At 40.3% G+C, this 18,034-nt stretch carries 18 protein-coding genes and 1 pseudogene; 11 read left to right on the top strand and 8 right to left on the bottom strand.

The window, feature by feature from the left end:
* Positions 1-49 precede the first annotated feature (49 nt).
* Positions 50-1,447 carry a DEAD/DEAH box helicase gene (locus C9J12_RS13100; protein ID WP_107243165.1) on the top strand — a complete coding sequence of 466 codons (1,398 nt, stop codon included), beginning with the start codon at positions 50-52 and terminating at the stop codon, positions 1,445-1,447.
* Between the two features lie 170 nt (positions 1,448-1,617).
* Positions 1,618-2,520 carry an AraC family transcriptional regulator gene (locus C9J12_RS13095; protein WP_107243120.1) on the top strand — a complete coding sequence of 301 codons (903 nt, stop codon included), beginning with the start codon at positions 1,618-1,620 and terminating at the stop codon, positions 2,518-2,520.
* Positions 2,521-2,661: 141 nt separating this feature from the next.
* Here the strand turns inward: C9J12_RS13095 and C9J12_RS13090 are convergent, their stop codons facing one another.
* Complete coding sequence (locus C9J12_RS13090; RefSeq protein WP_107243119.1) at positions 2,662-3,735, bottom strand: endonuclease/exonuclease/phosphatase family protein; 1,074 nt, start codon at positions 3,733-3,735, stop codon at positions 2,662-2,664.
* A gap of 508 nt (positions 3,736-4,243) precedes the next feature.
* Between C9J12_RS13090 and C9J12_RS13085 the strand changes: the two genes are divergently transcribed.
* Complete coding sequence (locus C9J12_RS13085; protein ID WP_036803089.1) at positions 4,244-4,627, top strand: DoxX family membrane protein; 384 nt, start codon at positions 4,244-4,246, stop codon at positions 4,625-4,627.
* Between the two features lie 75 nt (positions 4,628-4,702).
* Here the strand turns inward: C9J12_RS13085 and C9J12_RS13080 are convergent, their stop codons facing one another.
* Entirely contained in the window at positions 4,703-5,347 is a 645-nt protein-coding gene (locus C9J12_RS13080; RefSeq protein ID WP_193944662.1) for a 3'-5' exonuclease, read from the bottom strand.
* Between the two features lie 211 nt (positions 5,348-5,558).
* Here C9J12_RS13080 and C9J12_RS13075 point away from each other — a divergent pair, with 211 nt between their 5' ends.
* Complete coding sequence (locus C9J12_RS13075; protein WP_107243118.1) at positions 5,559-6,104, top strand: methyltransferase domain-containing protein; 546 nt, start codon at positions 5,559-5,561, stop codon at positions 6,102-6,104.
* A 137-nt stretch (positions 6,105-6,241) separates the two neighbouring features.
* On the opposite strand, the gene C9J12_RS13070 is transcribed toward C9J12_RS13075, so the two are convergent.
* A complete protein-coding gene (locus C9J12_RS13070; RefSeq protein ID WP_107243117.1) occupies positions 6,242-6,622 on the bottom strand; it encodes a PH domain-containing protein in 381 nt (126 codons plus the stop codon).
* Between the two features lie 179 nt (positions 6,623-6,801).
* On the opposite strand from C9J12_RS13070, the gene C9J12_RS13065 reads away from it, so the two are divergent.
* The gene (locus C9J12_RS13065) at positions 6,802-7,104 is read left to right on the top strand and encodes a hypothetical protein (RefSeq protein WP_107243116.1); all 303 of its coding nucleotides are present in this window, start codon (positions 6,802-6,804) and stop codon (positions 7,102-7,104) included.
* Between the two features lie 86 nt (positions 7,105-7,190).
* Here C9J12_RS13065 and C9J12_RS13060 read toward each other — a convergent pair whose 3' ends face one another.
* Positions 7,191-7,613: a DUF3859 domain-containing protein gene (locus C9J12_RS13060; RefSeq protein WP_006230038.1), complete on the bottom strand. Its 423-nt coding sequence runs from the start codon at positions 7,611-7,613 to the stop codon at positions 7,191-7,193.
* A 346-nt stretch (positions 7,614-7,959) separates the two neighbouring features.
* Between C9J12_RS13060 and C9J12_RS13055 the strand changes: the two genes are divergently transcribed.
* Entirely contained in the window at positions 7,960-8,271 is a 312-nt protein-coding gene (locus tag C9J12_RS13055; RefSeq protein ID WP_006230037.1) for a hypothetical protein, read from the top strand.
* 177 nt (positions 8,272-8,448) lie between these two features.
* On the opposite strand, the gene C9J12_RS13050 is transcribed toward C9J12_RS13055, so the two are convergent.
* Entirely contained in the window at positions 8,449-9,573 is a 1,125-nt protein-coding gene (locus C9J12_RS13050; RefSeq protein ID WP_107243115.1) for a M14 family metallopeptidase, read from the bottom strand.
* Between the two features lie 389 nt (positions 9,574-9,962).
* Here C9J12_RS13050 and C9J12_RS13045 point away from each other — a divergent pair, with 389 nt between their 5' ends.
* The 4 genes and pseudogenes from C9J12_RS13045 (at position 9,963) to C9J12_RS13030 (ending at position 13,600) form a co-directional block, all read left to right on the top strand.
* Positions 9,963-11,144, top strand: coding sequence for a patatin-like phospholipase family protein (locus tag C9J12_RS13045; RefSeq protein WP_107243114.1), 1,182 nt, complete (start codon positions 9,963-9,965; stop codon positions 11,142-11,144).
* 149 nt (positions 11,145-11,293) lie between these two features.
* The gene (locus C9J12_RS13040) at positions 11,294-12,262 is read left to right on the top strand and encodes a DMT family transporter (RefSeq protein WP_107243113.1); all 969 of its coding nucleotides are present in this window, start codon (positions 11,294-11,296) and stop codon (positions 12,260-12,262) included.
* Between the two features lie 47 nt (positions 12,263-12,309).
* On the top strand, positions 12,310-13,116 hold the full coding sequence (locus C9J12_RS13035) for a DsbA family protein (RefSeq protein WP_170111774.1): 807 nt from the start codon (positions 12,310-12,312) through the stop codon (positions 13,114-13,116).
* Positions 13,117-13,299: 183 nt separating this feature from the next.
* Positions 13,300-13,600, top strand: a pseudogene (locus C9J12_RS13030) (GNAT family N-acetyltransferase).
* Between the two features lie 30 nt (positions 13,601-13,630).
* On the opposite strand, the gene C9J12_RS13025 reads toward C9J12_RS13030, so the two are convergent.
* The 3 genes from C9J12_RS13025 to C9J12_RS13015 form a co-directional block, all read right to left on the bottom strand.
* Entirely contained in the window at positions 13,631-14,359 is a 729-nt protein-coding gene (locus C9J12_RS13025; RefSeq protein ID WP_107243111.1) for a SecDF P1 head subdomain-containing protein, read from the bottom strand.
* Between the two features lie 145 nt (positions 14,360-14,504).
* Entirely contained in the window at positions 14,505-15,341 is an 837-nt protein-coding gene (locus C9J12_RS13020) for a bestrophin-like domain (RefSeq protein ID WP_107243110.1), read from the bottom strand.
* A gap of 176 nt (positions 15,342-15,517) precedes the next feature.
* Entirely contained in the window at positions 15,518-17,164 is a 1,647-nt protein-coding gene (locus C9J12_RS13015; protein WP_107243109.1) for an ABC-ATPase domain-containing protein, read from the bottom strand.
* Between the two features lie 308 nt (positions 17,165-17,472).
* Between C9J12_RS13015 and C9J12_RS13010 the strand changes: the two genes are divergently transcribed.
* Positions 17,473-17,967, top strand: coding sequence for a YdiL family protein (locus tag C9J12_RS13010; RefSeq protein ID WP_107243108.1), 495 nt, complete (start codon positions 17,473-17,475; stop codon positions 17,965-17,967).
* The last annotated feature ends 67 nt before the right edge of the window (positions 17,968-18,034 follow it).

Below are 18,034 nucleotides of genomic sequence, written 5' to 3'. Positions count from 1 at the left end.
GTCCTCAAGACGGTCTAAACTATGAAAAATAATGACAAGAGATGATCTTATGAGCTTTGCCTCCCTGGGCCTATCTGCGCCAATCCTTGAAGCCGTAACTAAACAAGGCTACGACACACCTTCGCCAATTCAGGCTCAAGCAATTCCAGCTGTAATCGAAGGTAAGGATGTAATGGCAGCGGCCCAAACAGGCACTGGTAAGACAGCAGCTTTCACCCTTCCTGTCTTAGAGCGTTTATCTAATGGTCCACGTGTTAAGCCTAATCAAGTGCGTGCACTTGTACTTACTCCTACGCGTGAATTGGCGGCACAGGTTGCTGAAAGTGTTGCGTTGTACGCTAAAAATCTTCCATTGAGCTCAGCGGTAGTATTTGGTGGCGTTAAAATTAACCCACAAATGATGCGATTACGTCAAGGTGCTGATGTGTTGGTTGCAACACCGGGTCGATTGCTTGACCTTTATAACCAAAGAGCTGTGCGTTTTGACCAGCTAGAAGTATTGATTCTAGATGAAGCTGACCGCATGTTAGACATGGGCTTTATTCGTGATATACGTAAATTATTGGCAGCAATGCCAAAGCAACGCCAGAACTTACTTTTTTCTGCTACTTTCTCTACTGAGATTCGCCAGCTTGCAAAAGGTCTGGTTAATAACCCGGTAGAAATTTCTGTTACGCCACGTAATGCAACGGCTCCAACAGTTAAACAGTGGATCTGCCCTGTAGATAAAAGCCGAAAAGCGAACCTATTAACCAAGTTATTGAAAGAAAATAACTGGGGTCAGGTACTGGTATTCACAAAGACAAAACACGGTGCGAACCGTTTGACTACTCATCTTGAAGGTCGTGGTATTAAAGCTGCTGCGATTCATGGTAACAAGAGCCAAGGTGCACGTACTAAGGCACTGGCAAACTTCAAGAGTAAAGAAATTCAAGTGCTTGTTGCAACAGATATCGCTGCACGTGGTCTTGATATTGAGCAATTACCACAAGTGGTTAACTTTGAATTACCGCATGTTTCTGAAGATTACGTTCACCGTATTGGCCGAACTGGCCGTGCTGGTTGTGAAGGGCAAGCTATTTCATTAGTGTGTGCTGATGAATACAAAGATCTTGCTGCTATCGAACGTTTAATTAAGCAAGTATTACCACGTGAACAGATTAGTGGTTTTGAAGCAGTGAATAAGCTGCCTGAGTCTCGCTTAGATACGCGCGCAATTCAGCCGAGTAAACCGAAGAAACCAAAATCAGATCACCGTGACGGTCAACGTTCTGGTGAAAATGCTAAAGGCCATAAACCACAAGGCAAAAATAGACGCCATGTTGGTGGTCAAAGCCAAAGCGAAGGTACGGGTAAACCGTCAAATCGTTCAGGAGCTGGTACTGGCGCACCTAAAGCAAAACCTGCAAAGCGTCGTACCCCTCGTCCTGCGAGCGTTACACGATAAGCCTGAAATAAAGTAAAGCATAACAAAAGCCCTGATCTTCTTTTGAAAGATCAGGGCTTTTTTGATCCGCTTTATTTACTTTTTGTCAGTATAGGAATTAAGATTGAAAGCATAAATTGACGTTATGCTTATGACGAAATAATACTGACAATAAAACATATGGATATGGCGTGAAAACTAACTATAAAAGAAAAGTACTTCCCGTTATTCGTTACCTAGAAAAAAACTATAATCAACCTCTTAATTTAAGTGATGTGGCAGCACTGGCTCATTTATCACCTTATCATTTTCATCGTATCTTCAAGGCTGTGACTAACGAAACTGTGGCTGATTATATTCGTCGGTTAAAGTTAACAAATGCAGCGCAGATGCTATTTCACAATGATTACAGCGTGACGTATGTTGCTCTAGAGTACGGTTTTTCGAGTTCTCAAAGTTTAGCTAAGGCTTTTAAAAGTTATTTTGGTCTAACGCCAACTGAAATAAAAAATTGTCAGACATTCAATGAATTATCTCTACTTTTACGTAATAGCAAGATTGGACACACCTTGAGCAAAGAAGGACACGCTGCAGAAGGTGAACGAAGTTATAGTTTTACATGTCATCAACAATGGAGTGAAGTCATGAAAACTGAAGTAATTAATGAGCGCCTGCTTGCTTATACCCGCGTAACTGGGACTTATGGCGAAGGTTATGAAACTGCAATTGCCAAAGTGTGCCAATGGGCTGGGGCTAAAGGGTTAAGCGATGGTGAAATAATTTTTATCTATCACGACAATCCAGAGTTAACACCTAGCGCTAAGTGCAGAACAGATATCTGTATTTCAGTACCACAAGGAACAGAAGTTAGTAATGGTATTGAATTGAAAATATTACCTGCTGGTGGCTATGCTTCTATACGGAGTGAGATCCGTGGTAAAAGTGATTTTGGTCAGTACTGGGATGAATTATTAGGGCAGGTTGTTGAATCAGGTTTAGACGTAGATGAAAGGCCATGTTTTGAACTCTATCATAGCTACAATCCTGAAACAGAAGTAGGGGATGTAAGCTTCTATACAGCTGTGAAAGTGTAATCTGAATGGGCTAAAACGCTTCTTAGACATTTTCGCTAAATGTCGTCGATTGTTTGTCACCAATATCGACAAACCGCTTAGTTTCTTGCCAGTCATGCGTTGACTGGCTTTTTTTTGCGTAAAATATAGAGAGGGTAGCAATTAGGCACGCAAGGCGAGTGTGATACACACTATGCCATGATCGGTACTTTGACTATCACGTTCAAAAGAGGGATTGATCAAGTGTCTGTCGTAGGTGTCATGCTCACTGACTTCGAAGAGACTAGAATGATACTGAGCATCGAACTCACAAGATAATAAAATATAATCTAATACCGATTTTTTCATCCCGTAATAATGGGTTGGTGTACGATGAGCCATTTCAGTGCAGTTATCTGTGGCTTGGTAAAGATCCCATGTATCCTTTAATCGGTATTTTGCTAAAATCACATCGCTTTCAGATTCTGAAATGAAACGTAGTGAGCCTGTTAAGAGGTGAGCTAATACACCATCTGATAGTGAATCGTTAAAATCACCCATAAGCATCATTGGCAGCCCCGTTTTCTCGCGACGCTCAATGATACTCATTAATAACAGTGCTGCTTCCGAACCGCGCTGAATCGACGATCCCCAACTACCCGTGACTTCTGCTTTTAATGTTTGAATAATTGTTTGTGTACGTGATTCATCATTAGCACTGTTGTCATGCTCTATCATCGGGCGCTTTGACTTGAAGTGCACGACATAGCAATCGCATTCGCCAATATGAGGGAGTTCAATAGTGGCGCGAAGAGGCTGGCGACTGAATGTAAAATTATCTTTCAGCCCCATAGCAACCGCCAGCTCTTTATCGGGTACAACGGCTTCTATGTGAGTGATTGGGTAGCGCGATGCAATTGCCACAACTGGGCTACGGCAGATAAAATCATCAATGACTTCTGCTTCATCAACGACCTCAAAATGGCCATAACCTTGTGCAGCGACTAAAATTTTAAGTGATTCAGGGCTAAATACTTCTTGAAAACCAATAACATCTGGCTTGTATTCTATAAGGTATTCTGCAATCCAATTCTGTTTCTTTTGCCATTGCTCAGCGGTATAAATACGTTCGAAATCATAAAAGGCGAAAGGAGGTTCAAGATAATTGAAAAGATTGAATGTCGCGATTTTAATCGTATCAGACAGAGTTTGTGTTATAGCATCTTGTTCTATAACGGGCAGATTATCTTGTGGCAAATTAGGCGTCTCGAATGGTGTTTGACGTAGGCAGTATAACGGAAATCATGTTGTGCCGTTATTAGTTGAAGGCATTTTCATGAAGTTCTATTTTTGCACTCATAAAGTTGCGCACAATTAGTTTGCGTGCAAAATTATTTTGACGTATCCTTTGGGATATTGATTAGCGTTATACCCAAGTTACCTCAAGATGCTCGTTTCAGCGAGAATTTGTTGGGCTCTAGGCAAGGCACTTATTTATAGACCTAGTCGTTCTACGTTGGAAATAAGTAACACCGCATAGAGCCCAACAAAACTCGCCCTTCGGGAGTGATTCAGCGTATCTACTTCTGTGTCAAACGTGCTTGAAAGGAAATGCCATTCCTACACACATTTTCCTTGAATTAAATACGCTGAGATCACTCTGAATCCTGCATCTTGAGGTGACTTGGGTATACATCATTACATTGCCGATGAGCATGATGTGATAGCAACGGTATAAGTTAGAATAATGAAGGTTGATAAAATGATGAATAATGGATTGATAATCGCTGGCCGTGTCTTGTTAGGTTTGTATTTTTTAGTGCCTGGTATTATGAAATTTGTCGCGTGGGATATGCACGTTGGTTTGATGGCAAAGCATGGCATGGTGTTTATCCCATTTTTCCTTGCTGCGGCGGCTATTTTCCAGATTATTGCAGGCTCTGCGCTTATCGTTAATCGCTATACAGGTATTGTATCTATCCTGTTGGCACTCTTGGTTTTGGCTATTAACGTGAATTTACATGACTTCTGGAATTTAGATGGACTTGAAGGAGCGCATGAAATGCAAAACTTTATTAAGAACATGGGGATATTTGCAGGTTTATTGATTTTAGCTGGGCATAATTTGCCAAAGTTAGCTGAAAAGTAGTGACTTGATAGTACATGTTTGATGAGCGGTAACTCATCAAACATGTACTGAGTTATTTGTTATGTAGTTGTAAATTTATGTCGTTGCCATTTTATGTAGGAATGTAGGCACAGCCGCTTTCGTTTTTTTTGATACTTGCTGCATTAAAGTAAATGAAGGCTGAGGTATATGAAATTGATCTTGCATATCTTCAAGCATTTGTAGCCACAGCTTAGCCGTCATTTCTGAGTCGGCTAATGCTCGGTGAAATACGCCATCGTGATCAATGTTTTTATAGGCAACTAAGCTGCCCAATTTATGATTTGGTGCATTCTGATATAAACGACGCGCAATAAGCATAGAACAGGCGAATTCTCCACCATAGCTTCGATTAATGGTGTCTAGTTCAGCATCTAGAAATCGTTTGTCAAATGATGCATTGTGAGCAACAAGATTATAATCGCCGATAAAATCGGTAAATTGATCCATTACTTCATCGCAGGGGGCTGCAGTGCGAAGCATATTGTTAGTGATACCAGTATAACTTTCGATAAAGCTGCTCACTCTAAAACCCGGATTCATTAACTTTTGAAAGCGATCAACTACTTCGCCATTTTCCATTAATACGGCACCGATCTCAATTGCACGGTCACCTTGGGTTGGTGATAAACCCGTGGTTTCGAAATCGAGAACGATAACGGTGTTTGCATTATCAGAGTGTTGAATCGAACCAGTTTTCACTATTATTGCCTATTGTTGTACGTCATTTTATCGCCCATTGTAGCCTTGATAGCATGTTTATAAAATAACCTGTTTGGCTACGTATTTAAAATACAGCTAGGCGCGTCACGCATTTTGACCTTTTCGTGGTTTTAGCCAAATTCTCCTTTTAATTAAACGCATTAATGTACTGTATACTTGGCTATACAAATTTAGTGCTTAGTGAGGAACGATGAACGTTTATAAGATAAATAACGCGCATTCAAGTTTACTTCAAACTTATGTGAAAGAGTTAACCGTCGCTTCTAAGCATGGGCCGATACTCGACCTAGCATGTGGAAGTGGTCGAAATGGTTTGTATCTTGCTCGTTTAGGTCTTCCTGTTATTTTTGCTGATCAAGATAAAGAAAAGTTACAGACAATTGAACGTATCATTAAGGAAGAAAAGCTGACGTCAACAACATGGTTGGTTGATCTTGAGTCTGGTGACGATCACCTAATCGACAATCAATACGGCGCTATTATTGTGTTCCGTTATTTGCACCGTCCTCTATTTAATTCACTTAAACGTAGCGTTAAGCCTTCTGGCGTTGTGATTTATGAAACATTTAATGAAGCTCAACGACAATTTGGTCGCCCACAAAATCCAGATTTTTTATTACAAGAAAACGAATTAATTGATACTTTTAGTCATTGGCATATTTTGCATCAGTTTGAAGGTGAAATAGGGGATCCTATTTGTTCAATTTCTCAAGTTGTCGTTCAGCGTAACGATTGATTTCAACGAAGAACCACTAGGTCTATAGTAAACGCCTTGCCTAGAGCCCAACAAATTCTCGCTGAAACGAGCATCTAGAGGTGGCTTGGGTATAAAAGCCATTAACATTCGAATGTTAGTGGCTTCTACTTTTATCGCTACTTACCTGCGATTTTAGCCGTGAGTACGCCTTGCATCGCATAGATATTGGTTTTGCCGTTAAACTCAAGGGAGATGGGTTCTGATTGCCCTGAAACCCATACTTTTAATTCTGCATCTAAATCGAAGTGACCAGTAGACTCGACGGTATACATGGTGATCGCTTTGTAAGGAATCGAGCGATATTCAACTTTCTTCCCGGTTAAGCCTTGTTTGTCGATAAGCAATAAACGCTGGTCGGTTAACACAATCATATCGCGAATTAATTTGTATGCGATCTCTATGTGTTCGTTAGGTCCCAAAATGGTAGAAAGCTCTTCTGTTGCATCTGCGATGCTCATTTCACCAGCATTACCTAAAATAGCGTCAAATAGTCCCATTACGTGATCCTTTATCTTTCGTTATTGTTATTAATAGCATGATAAACACACTATAAAACGATTTATATCAGCATTCTGAAGCCATTGCCTCATTTCTGTCATGACAGTAAATCATTAAAGGAGTAGGTTAATGTCATTATTTTGTGAAAGGCATTTTTGATGCCTTAAATGTGTAGAAGATGAATAATTTGAATAAATCGGTATGGGTTGTATCACCACTTCTTATCAAGAAATGTTTGATGGCGTTGTTTTTGGCTGGATTGTCATTTGTTAGCTTTATCTTGTTGTTTAGCACACTAAGTAAGGCTGCTAATGCACCTCTTACTTTTAGCCCTATAGACGTGCTGTATGGGTTAGCATTTTCGTTAGGGTTTGGGCTTGGTTTATCGAATACAACGGCAATTGTACTCGCTTGTTTTATTTTATTGATTCCATCTGCAGCATTTTTTACTCTTGGTTGGAAAGTGGTCAAGAAAGGTTGAGGTAAACACAATAGCGGTATTAATATAGCGATAAAATCTACAGGCGAGTTTCAACAACTCGCCTAGTGAATCACTGATTTCTGGCTTCAAAAACCGCGTTTTTTCCAAAATTGACCTTCGTCTCGAGCATAAAGATTAAAGGTCTTTTCCGCGATAATTTTACCTTTCATCTCTATCGTCATACGCCAGTCACCTAACTTGTTGTCTATTGGTGCCCAGATAGTGTCGCCTAGATAAAAATCCCAATCATTGTTCCGAACATACAATTCACCATCAAAAGGTTCAAGCACATCACCAGAACCATCGGTGATGTCTGGGTGATAGATACAATAGCGAATCTTTTCACCACGGGCTTTTTTGATGTTAACGATAAAACCAAACTCAACATCGATTTCTGCCGGAATGTCTGTAGTAAATGTTTTCACTTTAGGTAAATGCTTAGATTCAGCGTCCCATGTGGTGTGAATACCGTAAGTTTCGATTTTAATTATGGGTTTAGTTTTTGCCATTTCTTTCGCATCAAAAGTGTACTAATGGCTGAATTATAACGGATAGCAGGGTGGTGTTATCAAGCATTATTGCTAAACTTTGGGTAAAACGACAAAAACAACATTCCGCGATAACCGATGTAACAGTACGTATACATAACAAACGTTATTTTATAAATAAGTTTAATTTACGTTGCTTTACGCTCGTTCAACAGCGGTTTACTTTCATTGAGTTATTATAATATCGAAATCATTAAAAAGTTAAATCATGCCCATGAAATAAATAATAGGAATGGGACTCAAGGGATTCGTGGAAATAAGACTAAACCTGTACTTGTTTCCAGCATTTATAATAAGAAGGTTTGTTATGAAATTATTAAATACAGCTGTTGCCGTCATGTGTGTTGTTTTTTCAACTGTTACATTAGCGGATATGAAAGTAGTCGATACCGCCAATGGTGCATGGGTAACCGTATCTGAGCAAGGTGCACCAGTTGCTAACGCTGAGGTGACCGTCAAAAATGTTCCTCAATCGAAAGGAACCTATATGACCAATGAGAATGGCCGTGTGTTTGTACCATTATCATTGAACAGCTCTCGTTCAGTGAAATATAACGCTGTTACTGAGAATGGCACTGAATATAATCGCTATGCATTTCATAGTGACAGTAAACGTTAATATCGTTTACGCTGTATTTTGTCATGAATAAATATAGAAGGTGGGATCGTATCTCGCCTTTTTCAGTATGAAATGAACGACAGATAGAGAAAGAAAAAGCCACGCAGAATTAAACGTGCGTGGCTTAGTGTGTACTAGTTTGTCGCGCTATATTTTATTAAAGGCGCTAGCTATGCTTTATACATCATCAATAACAGCGAGGGTTGCCGCTAACATGTCGTGACCAAACGCAAGGCTACGTTCTGGTGACCAGCCGTAAAGGGCATCTGGTTGTGCATTATGATCTTTAAATGGCATTTCGACAGTGTAAGACAAACACTTAAACTGTTCCGCAACCCAGTTAGAACAAACTGTTAGATTTGCTTTACCTGGCTTATCTTTGTCATAACCATATTCGTCTTGGAACTCTGGTGTAATAGTATGTAATGCTTGCTTAAACTTATTCTCTAAGTTGGCGTGGCGTTCATCATAAGATGGAATGCCTTCACTACCCGCAACAAAGTTATAAGGAATCGCTTCATCACCGTGAATATCGAGGAACATATCGATACCGGTTTCAAGCATACGCTCACGTACTAAGAAAACCTCAGGGCTTTTTTCCATTGATGGCGTTTGCCATTCACGGTTTAAATTCACACCTGCCGCATTGGTACGTAAATGTCCACGAATACCACCATCTGGGTTCATGTTTGGCACAACATAGAAAACGGCTTTATCGAGAAGCGCGCGGCCAACCGTATCTGTTTCATCAAGCAGACGCTGTAATAGACCTTCGATGAACCATTCAGCCATTGTTTCGCCTGGATGTTGGCGTGCAATTACCCAAACTTTTTTCTTATCATCAGCAGGCTCACCAATAGTAAGCAGGCTCATGTCATTGTTATCTAACGTGCTACCTAATGTTTCAAGTTGGCAGTTGAAGTTTACTTGTGCTTGATGCAAAAGATCTTGATGGCGATCGTAGGTGTATGGTGCAAAGTAAGCAAAGTACATAGACCCTTGCTCTGGGAAGAAGCGGAATGTCAGTGTATCACCATCGAACTCGGCAGGAATACGGAACCATTCATCACGATCGTAAGATGCAACAACATCGTAGCCTTGCCAGCCTTCAGGGTAGGCCGATTTAGCAAGGTTGAGTAATTTTACAGTGTGTTCTTCTTGCGCTTGTGTTTCTAAGCGGAAGTGAAACCATTGGTAATATTCAGATTGATTGTCATTAGGAATAGTGAGTTGAATATCTTCTGGTGAATCGGCTTTAACTACATTAATGTTGCCGCCATCGAAGTTACTGAAAATTTTCATCGTTGTTATTTCACTCGCTATGCAATACAAGAGGCTGAGATTATCACAATCTTAGATGATGAATAAATAGAGTGTTGTGAGATAACAGTTTTTTGGGAAACAATCTTGGAATAAACAGGCAGGCTTAACTTAGAAAAAATATAAAACGTAACAAAATGATAACCTATCAGGACGTATGTTCCTTTATATTATAATGGGTTAGATAAACTCGTTGGGTTCGAATAGAGTAAACCATTTTTACCCGCTGTATGGTAGCTGAATAGGCCATAAGATTTAATTTATGTTTCATTTTGTCGTGCCATAATCTGCTTCTATTTTAATGATTCACTGTTCAATAGCTTGATTCTTATAGCTCAGCTACATTCTACATTTAGCGGATAAGGACCTCCATGTATCGCTTTATTTCTATCATTTCCATTGTATTTATTTCTGCCTGTAGCTCGCTAGAGCGGCAAGATATGTCACAAGAACAGCATGTTTCTTATGAGCCGTTAAATACTGAATTATTACGCTACTGGGGAGACACTAGTGAATACCCAATCCCGAAAGATCAGCTGGTGGCCTTAAAGCAGCGTCAAATGGATGCAGGGATCCTAACTGATGAGAATGGGAATATCAAAGCTGTGGCGCATCTGGCATTGTCGGGTGGTGGTACAAACGGTGCTTATAGTGCGGGATTGTTAAATGCGTGGACCGACAATGGTGATCGACCTGAATTTGCGACAGTAACTGGCGTTAGTACTGGCGCAATCATTTCGGTATTTGCCTTTTTGGGGGCAGACTACGATCTGTTTCTTAAGCAGTTATATACTCAAACGAAATCGGATGAACTGTACGACGTAAATACAATTTTCCAAATTGCAGCAACTAAATCATTACTGAACACCGATAAGTTCGAAGCGATGGTGCGTAAAACGATTACTCCGGCCTTATTAGATGAGGTTGCAAAGCAATATGCTCGTGGTCGTATTTTACTAATAGGCACGACAAACCTTGATGCTCAGCGACCTGTAATCTGGAACATGGGCGAGATAGCAACATTGAATACACCAGAGGCTGAAGCCTTGTTTGAAGATATTATTATTGCCTCCTCATCGATTCCGGGAGTCTTTCCTGCCAAGATGATTTCTGTGCAAGTGGTGAAGGGATCAATGTTGGAATCGTTTGAAGAATTGCATGTTGATGGTGGTGTTACTAATCAAGTTTTTTTGTTTCCAGAAGGTGTAGATCTTTCATTGTTGCCACAAAACAGCAGAAACAAAGTTTATGTGATACGCAATTCAGAACTTGAACCACGTTGGAAAACCACAGAGTACACATTCAAAGGTATCGCGTCCCGCTCAATAGACACTATTTTGAAATACCAAGGGCTAGGGGATGTAAACCGTATTTATCAGCAATCACTTCGAACAGGCATGGAGTTTAATGTTAGCTATATAGAACCGCAGTTTGAATCAGAGCAACCGGGAAATGATATTAGCCCTGCATACATGAGTGAGTTATTTGACGATAGCTATCAAAAGATGCAGGACAGACAATCTTGGCACCAAGTGCCGCCAAATTTACGTTAGTTTACCTTTCTAGACAACGCTTTACGATTTTCGTCGTAGAGTAAAACACCATCAATGGATGAGTTAACCTCTTGATTTCGAGGTGATCAATAAATGTGACTAGAAAACAAGTGAATGGTTTTTAGTGACCTTGATGGATGAGTTAGTCAATGAATACAAAGTATACCGTGCCGCTGTTGTTTCTTTCTGTGTGTTTAATTTGGGGGACGACATGGTTTGCAATGGAAGTGGCAGTCAGTTCGATTCCGCCCATTTTTGCAACCAGCTTACGCTTCTTGATTGCAGCACCGATTCTTGTGACGTTGACCCGATGGTATAGGCAGCCGTTAATGTTCCCTAAAGGGCGTCGGCATTGGATGGTGATCGTGGCTGTTTTTTATTTTGCTATTCCCTTCACGCTTATGATTTTTGGCGAGCAATATATTTCTTCTGGTTTAGCGGCGATCATCTTTGCCAATATGCCGATAGCGGTGATGATGACTTCTACCTTATTTCTTAGTTTGAATTTGGGAAAGCACCAAATTGCGGGCTTGTTGGTGGCAGTTGTTAGCTTGAGTGTAATTTTGAAAAATGAAATGAATATTGGGGGGGCCAGTTATTTGATCGGTATGAGTGCGCTCAGTGCTGCTGTCATGATTCATGCGTTAATGTATGTGTTTGTGCAAAAATATTGTAAAGATATCTCTGTGCTTACATACAACACCGTACCATGTTTCATGGCGTCGATATTGTTGGTTATTGTCTCTTTATTGTTGGAAGGGGCTCAGCCAAGCACGTTCTCATCTGAATCGTTGTTAGCTGTGTTATATCTAGGCGTATTTGCAAGTGTCGGCGGCATTGTGGCGTATTTTAAATTGAATGAACTGTCGACTCCGTTCACTGCTTCGTTGTGCTTTTTATTGTTTCCTATCGTGGCATTGATGATTGCAGCATGGAACACTGCACAGCCCATCTCTCCGCTATCTATCGGCTTATTATTGCCACTTTTTGCTGGAATTTTAGTGACTAAAACAGATAAATCATTTTGGGCTCTAGATCTGATTTTTAAACCAAAAATGTGTTCTGTATGTCGTGCTGATGCAAAAGCTCTTGACCTTGAAGTTAACTCCAACCTTTAGGTTGGGGTTGATTTTAACGAGCTAATTAATCATAAATGGTGAAAAGAATGACCAAACAAAAACTGGCCCTTTTACTTGCAAGCGTTGTGACTGGCGCCACCGTGACCTCAGCGTTTGCTGCTAATACGACAAATACCGCTTCTTCCTTTTCTGCCGCACAGCAAGAAGAAATTGGCAAAATTGCGATGGAATACTTGGTAAACAATCCTGAAGTGTTGATTGATGCCAGCATGGAATTAAAAGCTCGAGAAGACGCCAAGCAGAATGCGTTACGAGTTAGTGAGGCCGTGAAGCAGAAAAATGCCTTGTTAAATGATAAAGAGACTCCGTTTGAAGGGAATGCTAATGGCGATGTGGCCATTGTGAAATTCTTAGATTATCAGTGTTCATATTGCATTAAGTCATCACCGATTGTGGATGCCATCTTGGCTAAAAACAGTGATGCTAAGTTATTAATAAAAAACTTCCCAATTCTCGCGAAACGATCCAAGTTGTCAGACACGGCGGCACGTGTGAGTTTAGAAGTGTTTAAGCAGCAAGGTGAGAAGGGCTTTGCAATTTACCACCAAGGCATTATGCAGCTGGGTCTTGATGGCGAGAAACTAACTGAAGTTAATATTCAGGCATTAGTGAAAAAATCGGGTGCAACGGTCGATTTGGCACAGCTTGAAGAATGGTCTCCTGAGTTGATGAAAACCATGAAGCTAGCACAAGATCTACGCTTCAGTGGTACACCCGCTTATGTTGTGATGCCAGTTAAAGGTGCCAATGAACAGAATACAACAGTGCTAGGGGGCTATGTTGAAGAAGCCACATTGCAAGCGGCGGTTGCTTTAGCAAAGCAGCAAGGCTAGTTACCACGATTACACTTTTAATGCTTAATGCTTAGAAGCTATTGTAAATCTCAAGTGTCTTTTTATCGTGCACAGGTTATTCTCAATAGACGTAAGGTAACAGCGGTGAGTGCATAGCTCACCGTTCTTTTTGCTAAGTAAGATAAGCGATAAAACAGTACGTGAAATAAAAGGAATAGGGATATGAGTGAAGAAAAACATTACAACGCCGTGCATGATCGAAAAAAACAGGCTTACTTTGTTGAGTTAGAGGCGGGTTATCAAGCTGAAGTCAGTTATCAAATCTCAGGTAATGTGCTCACGTTAGATCATTCTCATGTGCCAGATGCATTGCGTGGAAAAGGGTACGCCAGCATTATGATGGAGGCTGTACTAAAAGGGATAGAGCAAGAGGGGTTATACAATAATTCCAACGTGCAGTTATGTTGCCCACTACATGAACCGTCATAAAGAATGGCAACATTTACTGTCGCCTAATCAATGATAGGAAAAGGCGAGTAAGTAGGTATTGATGTTATTCTTCAGCAGCAGCTGCTTGTTTGGGTAATGGCATCAAAATATCCCCTCCCATTTCAGAACGAATGATACTCGCGTTTACAAGTTGTCCATCGATCATCACACCCATCCATTGGTCTATATTTTCACGTGTGAAGGTGCGCAATGTATTGGCACCGTTATCTGTAAGTTTAATTTCTAATACCGATGGGTCTTCTGCTTTCTTACGGATATACAAAAAGGCATCTGTATCCAGTAAGGGCGTTGAGTCAAAGCAAAGTGTTTCACTTTCATTGGTGTAATTCAGGCAGTTTTGTTTATTGCTAGAAAGCAGATGGAAAGTAACAGTGTATGATTTGATCGCACTCAGTTGCCAATCAAGAAAAGGTATCGCTTTTGATTTACCCAATAACATACCATTCGATTCACCATCGGCTTCTATCGTGATAATGGGCTGCAACTGATAAGAGTCACCACGCTTACTGGTTTCAATGACTACGGCTTCTATGTTTACGCTGCCGTCTTTTTTCTCGATAACTGAATAATTAATGGCAGTATTGTGGTCAACATTGAACGTTCTGTCACTGTTATTGAATATATTGAACGCAGGAGGCCCCATTGTTTGACCATTTTGAATGAAGGTCGATTCAACATAAAAATTGTTAGCCAATGCTGTAAATGAAATCAAGGGTAGAGTGGTTGCCAGACAGAATCTAGTCAAGCCTGTTTTCGTCAATTGCGTTTTCAATGTTGCCGTCCCAAGCTAATTTATCTGCGTGTGAGCCTAACATGAAATGCAATGCAATACAGACTGAAGTAAGTATCTGATTGTTTCCCTTCCAGAATAATAAAACTCATCTTAACGTTTCAGTCGTGAAATACGCCTAGACGATTCATTGTCTGTCTTGTTGGTTACTTGCTGACATTTGCGGCGATAGCGAACGTTGTAAATCAATTAGCGGTTGTTGGCTAACAGAAAGAATGCTTCGATTAGGTCTATCGAGCTCGATAATTAATGTTAAAACAAGGGTGAAAGCAAGCGCAAATGGAAGTGCAGCTATTAGCATTCGAGCCTCACTTTGTGATCCAACCTGAACGCCTGTAAGCACCATTGTTAGAAAAGTGAGCAGTATTAAGCTAAACCAAATACTGATTGGAATTCGGCTTTGAAGGCTTTTATTTACACGCTCGGTATGGATATCGATAACTTGGTTGAGTGACTCAATATAGAGTTTGATGATCTGGTTTTGTTCAACGTTATACGCACTAACTGCATTGCGCCATAGTTTCTCATGCAATATGACACTATTTGCTATAAGTAGATTAACGCGATCTTCACTCTGTGAGGATTTAAGTACTCGTTTTTTTTCTTCTTTTGATATTAATCTTTCATTGATATAAGAAACGAGTAATAATTTACTATCTTTTTTGTAAGGTTCAGGCAGAAAAGCTGTACGTAATACGGCAGTACCTACTGCGTTAGCTTCATCTAAAACCAGTTGCTTTCTGGCATCATTTTTTCCAGCTGCCATGCTGAATGTTATAGCAAGAATAAAGGCCAGTAACCCACCTAACCCTCCCGTCATTGGGCTAATCGCTTTGTTCAATTTATCTGCTAAAAATATGCGTGCTAATCGATAACCAAATTCAAATACCAATAAAATAGAGCCAAGAATTAACCCTGCGATAAGGTAAATTGGTAAAGAATCGATGAAATGCATTTTATACATATCGTAGCCTTATTAAGCCCATTTCACAGAGTGTAAAAAGTGAATTTAAAAAGTATAGAGGCTTATTAATGCATTGGTTGATTCAAGGGTTAGAATTTAGAAAAACAAATGAGGAGGTTAAGGGATAAAAAAACCCGCATTACTGCGGGCTTAGGTATTTTTCTAAATATGGCAGATTACTTAAAGTCGGCTTTACGCATACGGTTTAAAACAGCCATTACGTCGATTGCACGTGGCTTTGCTAAGTCACCATAATGCGGCATTGTGCGGAACCAATCATCATTCAGCATGTTTTCAAATGCTTTCGATGGTTGTTTTTCCCATCCTTTGCCTTGGGCAAGTTGGAACCATAACCAACCTACAGTATATAATTGGCTTGAATCGGCAATTTGCTCTAACGCTTGCAGGTCAATAAGCTCACGACCAAAGCGTAATGTTGTTTTGTTTTTAACCTGAATACGGAATTTACCGTCTTCAAGCATGGTTTTAAGTGCAGCGCGATTTAGCTGACGTGTACGAGGAAGTGGTAAGATTTCAGACCCTTCAGATGTACGACGAGTAGGGTGCGTAGCAATAACTTCTTTTGCTTTTGCTGTTACATCAAGTGCTTGGTAGTTATGCATTTGAATAACTGTATCAGCTACATCCAAATAATCGCCAGAACCGCCCATAACTAATAATACAGAGACATCCAGTTGATCACGAAGTAGTGCAATGCGATCTACAAGCGGTGTAATCGGTTCATCATTTTTTGAAATTAACGCCTGCATACGTTCATCACGGATCATGAAGTTCGATGCAGAGGTATCTTCATCGATAAGCAATGCTTTAGCACCTGCTTCAAGTGATTCTTGCAACCATGATGCTTGCGATGTTGAACCTGATGCATCTTGTGTACTGAACGATGCCGTATCTTTACCCATAGGTAAATTACTAATATACGGAGAAAGATCGACGTTATGCACACAGCGGCCATCTTCTGCACGAATTTTTGTCGCAGATTCATCTGTGACAATGTATTCACGACCATCGCCAGGAATATGATCGTAAACAGAGCTTTCGATAGCATTGAGTAGGGTTGATTTACCATGAAAACCACCACCAACAATCATGGTGATACCTTTAGGTACGCCCATGCCGCGAATTTTACCTTTATGCGGTGCATCTAGTTCGATAGCCAATTCTGCTGGGCATTCAAAAGGAATTGCATCAGCCATTGGTAAATCAACATTACCAGCAAGGCGAGGTAATACGCTGCCATCAGCAACGAACGCTAATAGGTTGTTTTCTTCAAGCTGCTTACGTAAAGCAACTTGATCTTCTACTGCTTCACAATGACGCTTCATTTCTTCAATCGGAAGTTCACGAGCAATCGTAGAACGACGGATAATTTTAGGCATGGTGAACGTCATTAAATTCATCGCTTTTTTAGCAATGATTTTACGGTCGTCTGCAGGCAAATTAATTCGGAAACGTAACTCAATACCTTCTTCATCAAAAACGACAGCGGTACGGTCAAGAATAACCTGACCAGGACGATCGATTTGAATGCCATTTTCTTGTTGTGAAAGATCGGCAAATTGGCGTGCGATAAAATCACGTGCGGCACGCTGGTAATCTTGAGATTGATCTTTCAACCATGCTAAATCAGTTAGCGCCCATTTACGGCGAGCACGAACACGAGAAGCCGGCGCATAAGGGTCGGCTTGAACAGTATCGATAAAAAAGTCGAAGTCAACGAAAGTGTATTCACCACGCATACTAGAATAGCTGCGGTAATTATGGCGGTCGATTTTGTGTAATTTGGCTTCGAGTAATTGCATGTCGTCTCGTATCGTGCGTTATATATTCTGGGGGCTGGATTTTACACTAAAGTCAGGCAGTAAGCATTCAAACTTTAACGCATGTTGTGCTTATTCTTTTCAATTCGTTTAGATTCACCTTTCAAGCGCCGTCGCACTTACTAATACAGCGCTAAAAATACCTTCGATTAAGCTTTCTACGAGTGTGCAAGTACTGCCATTTTTAAACGATGATGTTTCGACTTATCCTGTCGAAATGGATTTATTTCCAATGGTTTAATTGCTGTCGTATGATGTTTATCTAGATAGTACTGAGTGAAGGTAATGATATGAGTTGGCTAAACATGAATAATGTTGAGTTACAGGCTATACGAAAGATTTTGATGCTTGAAGTAACCGAAGCCGCTGACGTCATTGGTAATGGTGTATCAAGAAGTACTTGGCAGAGCTGGGAGTCGGGTAGTTTAGCAATACCTGATGAGATTCAAGCTGAAATTTACAGCCTTTGCCAAATGCGAGAAACCTTGTTGGGTGAAACCTTTAAAGAACTTTATGATAAAAACGACGGTAGTTTTAATGCTGTTGGTACGTTGCGTTATTATTCTACATTAAAGGCTTTTCTTATTGATTACCCTGAAAGTAATCATTTGTGTTGGCGTCTACATCAGTCTGTTTGTAGCTCACTGTTTGCCGAAGGTGGTGACGTTGAATTAAGTACAGACATACCATTAGATAAGCGTAAATATATCTATAAATGGTTCAGCTTTTCAACACCAGAGCAGCTAGAACATAAACGTATAGAAGCATTAATTAACAGTAAGTAGAGTGGGTTTAGCCGCCATAAACAAAGCATTTCAACTAAGGTCTAATTGATGCTTGCATTAAAATTGG

It is taken from the genome of Photobacterium frigidiphilum, assembly GCF_003025615.1.
GTDB classification, from domain to species: Bacteria; Pseudomonadota; Gammaproteobacteria; order Enterobacterales; family Vibrionaceae; genus Photobacterium; species Photobacterium frigidiphilum.
The sequence above is the reverse complement of the archived record's forward strand: the minus strand, read 5'-3'. Positions and strand labels throughout refer to the sequence as shown.